Source organism: Herbaspirillum lusitanum P6-12, assembly GCF_000256565.1.
GTDB classification, from domain to species: domain Bacteria; phylum Pseudomonadota; class Gammaproteobacteria; order Burkholderiales; family Burkholderiaceae_D; genus Herbaspirillum; species Herbaspirillum lusitanum.
In genome coordinates, this window is record NZ_AJHH01000220.1 from 1 (window position 1) to 5,261 (window position 5,261).

General features: G+C 62.7%; 4 protein-coding genes. 3 read left to right on the forward strand and 1 reads right to left on the reverse strand.

From position 1 onward, the window contains the following. Window positions 1-665: 665 nt before the first annotated feature. Window positions 666-821 carry a hypothetical protein gene (locus HLUSI_RS33965; RefSeq protein ID WP_238533939.1) on the reverse strand — a complete coding sequence of 52 codons (156 nt, stop codon included), beginning with the start codon at window positions 819-821 and terminating at the stop codon, window positions 666-668. A 145-nt stretch (window positions 822-966) separates the two neighbouring features. On the opposite strand from HLUSI_RS33965, the gene HLUSI_RS33970 reads away from it, so the two are divergent. The 3 genes from HLUSI_RS33970 to HLUSI_RS0107340 all read left to right on the forward strand — a co-directional run bounded on the left by HLUSI_RS33970 (window position 967) and on the right by HLUSI_RS0107340 (window position 5,040). Further along, window positions 967-1,527, forward strand: a complete 561-nt coding sequence (locus HLUSI_RS33970; RefSeq protein WP_238533940.1) for an HlyD family efflux transporter periplasmic adaptor subunit — start codon at window positions 967-969, stop codon at window positions 1,525-1,527. 64 nt (window positions 1,528-1,591) lie between these two features. Then, complete coding sequence (locus HLUSI_RS0107335; protein ID WP_016833361.1) at window positions 1,592-3,265, forward strand: hypothetical protein; 1,674 nt, start codon at window positions 1,592-1,594, stop codon at window positions 3,263-3,265. A 50-nt stretch (window positions 3,266-3,315) separates the two neighbouring features. Continuing rightward, on the forward strand, window positions 3,316-5,040 hold the full coding sequence (locus HLUSI_RS0107340) for a peptidase domain-containing ABC transporter (protein ID WP_016833362.1): 1,725 nt from the start codon (window positions 3,316-3,318) through the stop codon (window positions 5,038-5,040). Window positions 5,041-5,261 lie beyond the last annotated feature (221 nt).

A 5,261-nucleotide genomic window follows, 5' to 3' on the forward strand; every position in this document is an offset into this window, starting at 1 on the left:
CGTCGCCGCGCCTACTACCGCACCGTGGCAGTGCGCAATCACCTGATTGACGCCGGCGTGGACAAGGAGCGCGTGGTCAGTCGCGTCGCGACGTCCGAGAACAGCGTCGAAAGCAATGCGCGTGTGATCATCCAATACCAGGCGGGCCAAAAATGACCAAGATGCCCAACGACAATTTGCGTTGGGACTTGCGCCTGCGCTTGCAACTGCAGGCGCACAGCCGTCGTCTGATGCGCCTCATCGCGCCGCATCTGGATCGCCAGTTGGGCGACCATGGGGAACTCGCGCGTCCGCGCCAGTTCATCCTGGTCACCGTATTCCTGTTGCTGTGCCTGCTGGTGTGGTCATGGTTCGCCCAGATCGACATGGTGGTGCGCGGCGCCGGCCGCATCGTGGCTTCCGAACACAATCAGATCATCCAGCATCTGGAAGGCGGCATCGTATCCGCCATCCTGGTGCGCGAAGGCGCCGCAGTGAAGAAGGGCCAGATACTGATCTCGATCGCCGATGTGCGCGCCAACGCCGACCTCGGCGAAGGCAACGTCAAGATCCTCGGCCTGCGCGCCCGCATCGCCCGCCTCAAGGCCGAAGCCGGCGGCGCGTCGTCGGTGTTGATGTCGCCCGAGTTGCGCACCGACGATCCGGCCGTGCAGAGCGAGCTGGCCTCATTCGCCGCGCGTCAGTCCAAGTTGACACAGGAACTCAGCGTGTTGCGCGAACAATCGGCACAGCGCCAGGCTGAGGTCGGCGAAGCCGTCAGCCGCCAGAAGAGCCTGGTGTCCGAATTCGATCTGGCGCAGCGCCAGTACAAGCTGGTGCACGGCATGTTCGAGCGCAATGCCGCCTCGCAGCTGGAAGACATCCAGGCGCAGGCCAAGGCGCAGGATGCGCAGAGCCGCCTGTCCGCCACCAACGCCATGATCCCGCGCCTGACCGCCGCCATTGCCGAAGCCCAGGCCAAGATGGGTGAAGCATCGTCGCGCTTCCGCGCCGCGCAGCGATCTGACCGTCAGCGAAAACGAACTGGCGCGCCTGCAGGAAGAAATCAAATCGCGCAACGACCGCGTGTCGCGCTCGGAAGTGCGCGCGCCGATGGACGGCATCGTCAACCGCGTGCTGATCAACACCGTCGGCGGCGTGGTCAAGCCGGGCGACGCCATCATCGAAATGACGCCGACCGACGACAAGCTGGTGATCGAAGCGAAAGTGGCGCCGACCGATCGCGCCCAGTTGATGACCGGCGCACCGGCGCGCGTGAAGGTTTCCGCTTACGACTACGGTGTGTACGGCGCCATGAAGGGCGTGGTCACCGAGGTCAGCGCCGACACCGTGCCGGAAGAACGCGGCGAGCGCTACTACCGTGTCAAGATCGAAGTCACGCGCGACCCCAAGCTCGATACCGGCCTGCCGCTGATGCCGGGCATGACCGCCACGGCCGACATGATCGTCGGCCGCCGCACCGTGTGGCAATACCTGATGTCGCCGCTGAGCCGCTTCGGCCAGACCGCGCTCCGGGAGCCGCGTTGAATCGAGAAGCTGTGATGAACACTGAATTTTTCTTATCTTGTTTTTACTTTCGGAACCTGAACGTATGAAAAACCTGCGCAATTTCTATGCACTCGCCGCGATACCGTCGCTGTTCCTGCTGCTCGGCGGTTTCCTGTTCAGGGACTTCGTCCTGCACGCGATCCGCATCAATCCCTTCCTGAACCTGTTCATCATCGGCGTGGCCGTGTTCGGCGTCGCGCTGATCGTCTACAACATGTGGCGCGTGAACTGGGAGCACAACAAGCTCGCCTTGTTCTACGCCCGTGTCAACGACGGCGAGTCGATGGAGGATCTGGTCAAGGCGCCCGAGTTCCAGGGCAGCGAGATCGCCAAGGTGCTGGTCAGCGTCGCCAACACCAAAGGCCGCCTGACCTCGCGTATCGAACAGGAAACCATTGAGGGATCGCTGTCGGACCTGACGGCCCACCTCGAGGCCAAGACCGAATTCCCGCATTTCCTGACCGGCTTCATGATCGCGCTCGGTCTGCTGGGCACCTTCATCGGCCTGCTCGAAACCTTGGTCGGCACTGCGGCGCTGATCGACGGCTTCGGCAAGGCGACCCAGGGCGGCGACATGGATGCCTCGTTCATGCATCTGGTATCCGATCTGCAAAAACCGCTGGCCAGCATGGGCACCGCGTTCTCCGCCTCGATGTTCGGCCTGATCGGTTCGCTGGCGCTGGGCCTGACGCTGACGCCGCTGCGAGCCGCCAACAAAAAACTGGTGTCGCGTGCGCGCGAGTGCATCAGCGAAATGGTCCAGCACGTGATCCACGACATGAGCGGTCCAGGCACCAACGCCAGCGCCCGTCAGGGCGTGTCGGAGCAATTCCTGGCCGAGTTCCTGCAGGACCTGATGGTGCTGCAACGCGAATCCATCATGGCTGCGCGCGCCAGCTCGGAAGCCTCGATGCAGGCCGGTATCAAGCTCGAAGGCATGAACGACCGTCTGCAGAATATCGTCGAGCTCTTCCACGCCAGCATGGACGAATCGAAGAACCTGCGCCAACTGGTGTCCTTCGGTCCGCGCATGCATGAAGTCGGCCAGCAGACGCTGGAAGAAATCCGCAACGTCGGCCAGATCATCAACCAAAAAATGACATCTGCGCGCGATCTGACGCAGAGCTTGTCGTTGCTGGAAGAGCGCCTGTCGGTGAACGGCGATATCGCCCTGCGCAGTTTCGACATGCTGCCGAAGATCGTTTCCACCATGGAAGGCGGCCAGATGTCGCTGTCGTCGGCGCTGACCTCCTTGCAGGCACAGCAGTCGGAAGCCGCCAACATGACCGAAAAGACGGCGCAGCACATCGCACAGATGCCGACGCTGCTCAACCAGATTTCCATCCGTATCGCCGACGAACTCGGCGCGATCCAGCACCAGGGCGAAATCCACTCGGCCGTGTCCGAGCGCCTGGGCGAACTGGGCAAGGCCATCGGCGAGAACTCCAGCAACATGACGCGCGATGCCTTGTCGTCGCGCCAGTTGCAGATCGACCTGGCCAAGCACATGGCGATGATGAACGACCGCGTCAAGAACCTCACCGCCATCCCGACCTCGCTGACCTCGATCACCGAAGCGCTGATGCGTCAGAACATCAATACCCAAACCGTCATCGACGAAATGCGCAGCGGCCGCCAGACCATGGTCAAGGACTTGCGCCTCGAAATGCGCGAAGCGATTCGGGAACTGTCGATGATCAACAAGGAAGCCAGCTGAGGTCGTTGACCGCAGCTGCAGCCTGAACAACCCGAGGCCTGAACGGATCCATGAACCAAAGCGACCAGATCTACGTCGACCAGCCGCAAGCCGATTTGCGCTCCCTGCGCAAGGACCCGGTATACCTGACGCTGATGCGCGCCTACGGCGGCCGCTTCGTCGAGATCGTCGTGGCCGGCGTGCTGATCAACGTATTCGGGTTGTTCATGCCGCTGTACTCGCGGCTGGTGTACGACAAGGTGATCGGCAACCACATCACCGAAACGCTGTGGGCGCTGACCCTGGGCATGGCCTTGTTCATCGTGCTGGAACTGGTGCTGCGCATCATCCGCATGTATTACATCGAGCAACTGGCGGGGCGCTTCGACATCGAGTTCGACAACCGCTCGGTGCGGCGCCTGCTGGAGTCCAAAGTCACCGCGCCGGTCGGCGTGGTGCTGGCCAAGTACCGCGACCTCAGCAGCGCGCGCGACCTGCTGTCGTCGAACTACATGCTGATGCTGATCGACCTGCCGTTCCTGGCGATGTACGTGGTGGCGGTGGGCTTGCTCGGCGGTCACCTGGTGTGGGTGATCCTGGTCGGCGGCGGCATGCTGGTGGCTGCGCAACTGCTGTGCAAGATTCCGGCGACCGATTACAGCAACGCCGCCATGACCTCCGGCATCGGCAAGATCGACAAGCTGGCCAGCCTGGTGTTCGGCATGGAGACGCTCAAGACCTCGCCTTTGCAGGATCGACTGGTCAAGGCCTTCCTGTCGGATGCCGCCGACAACGCGGTGAGCCAGGCCAAGAGCCGGTTCTGGATGAACGCCGGCTACGCCTTGTCGACCGTGGGTTACACCCTGATCTCGGTGGGCACGCTGGTGATCGGCGTGTACCTGGTGGAAGACAATGCGCTCACGGTCGGTGCGCTGATCGCGACGTCGTTGCTGATCAGCCGCGCCACCTCGATGCTGTCGTCGGTCACCATGGTGCTGGGACGCATGGAAATGTTCAAGCGCGCCCGCGCCGCGTTCGAAGAAATGTTCGACGACACCGGGCCGGAGCAGGTGATCGCCGACGTGCTGCGCCAGGACATGCGCGGCCTGATCCAGGTGGTCAACCTGACGCTGCATCTCGACAAGAACGAAAAGCCGGCGCTGGACAATGTTTCGCTGGCGATCCAGCCAGGCGAAAAGGTCGGCATCGTCGGTCGCTCCGGTTCCGGCAAGACCACGCTGATGCGTGCGCTGGCCGGCTTGCACAAGATCGATGCCGGCAAGGGCCAGGTGCTGATCGACGGCGTGGCGGTGGCGGCCTACGCGGCGCCGGTGCGCATGCGCTGCATCGGCTACAAGCCGCAGGAGCCGTTCCTGTTCGACGGTAGCCTGGCGGCCAATATCTTCGTCGGCGATCGCATCGACAGCAATGAATATGAAGCGGCGCTGGCGGTGTCCGGCGTGGACGATCTGATCGCACGCGGCGAGCTGCGTCTGGACCAGATGCTCAAGGCGCCCGGCAACCTGTCCGGCGGCCAGCGTCAGATGGTCGCGCTGGCGCGCGCGGTGGCCGGAATGCCGACCGTGATGCTGCTGGACGAACCGACCACCGGCATCGACTTGTCGACGGAAACCCGGATCATCGAAAAACTGATGGCATATTCGATGTCGGCGCAACGCACGCTGGTGGTGGCAACGCACAGCACCGCCTTGCTCCGGCGCATGGATCGCATCATCGTGCTCAACGACGGCAAGATCGTCGCCGACGGGCCGAGCGCGACGATTTTGCAGCAATAACGGCAACAATGAATTTGAAGGGTGTGCAGCAGAGCAATCGCGCGCACTCATGATGATGTGATTGACTTCCTCAGCGAGGTTTGACATGGCGACAGCAGTTCCAGCGAAAGTAACCCCGGCAAATGCAGCCAATGCAGCCCAGGCCATCACGGGCTCTGCGCGCGTCTTCAATCCGGACCAGAACGGCAGCTTCCACCTCAACGTCCCGCGCGGTGCGGGGT

Excerpts from the sequence above, each read along its gene's own strand:
- HLUSI_RS0107340 (WP_016833362.1), top strand. The coding sequence starts at position 3,316 with ATGAACCAAAGCGACCAGATCTACGTCGACCAGCCGCAAGCCGATTTG.
- HLUSI_RS0107335 (WP_016833361.1), top strand. The coding sequence starts at position 1,592 with ATGAAAAACCTGCGCAATTTCTATGCACTCGCCGCGATACCGTCGCTG.